The following is a 267-nucleotide window of genomic DNA, read 5'->3' as shown; positions in this document are numbered from 1 at the left end:
CACCGACCTGACCGTCCTGATCGTCGAAGACGATCCCCATGTGTTGCTCGGCTGCCAGCAAGCCCTGGCCCTGGAGGACATTCCAAGCGTTGGCGTGGGCAGCGCCGAAGAGGCCCTGACCCGGGTCGGCGAAAATTTCGCTGGCATTGTCATCAGCGATATTCGCCTGCCCGGCATTGATGGGCTGGAGCTGTTGACCCGCCTCAAGGCCCTGGACAAAAGCCTGCCGGTGGTGCTGATTACCGGTCACGGCGATATCTCCATGGC

At 62.2% G+C, this 267-nt stretch carries 1 protein-coding gene; it reads left to right on the top strand.

Annotated elements, in window-relative coordinates; all coding sequences use genetic code 11:
- Positions 1-43 precede the first annotated feature (43 nt).
- Positions 44-267 (top strand): response regulator (locus AAEZ08_RS22985; protein ID WP_500125188.1); only part of this gene is annotated, 224 nt, incomplete at its 3' end.

This window comes from Pseudomonas sp. E45-MNA-CIBAN-0222, from assembly GCF_040310405.1.
Classification (GTDB): domain Bacteria; phylum Pseudomonadota; class Gammaproteobacteria; order Pseudomonadales; family Pseudomonadaceae; genus Stutzerimonas; species Stutzerimonas stutzeri_AC.
This window is presented reverse-complemented; position numbering and strand designations above follow the sequence as displayed.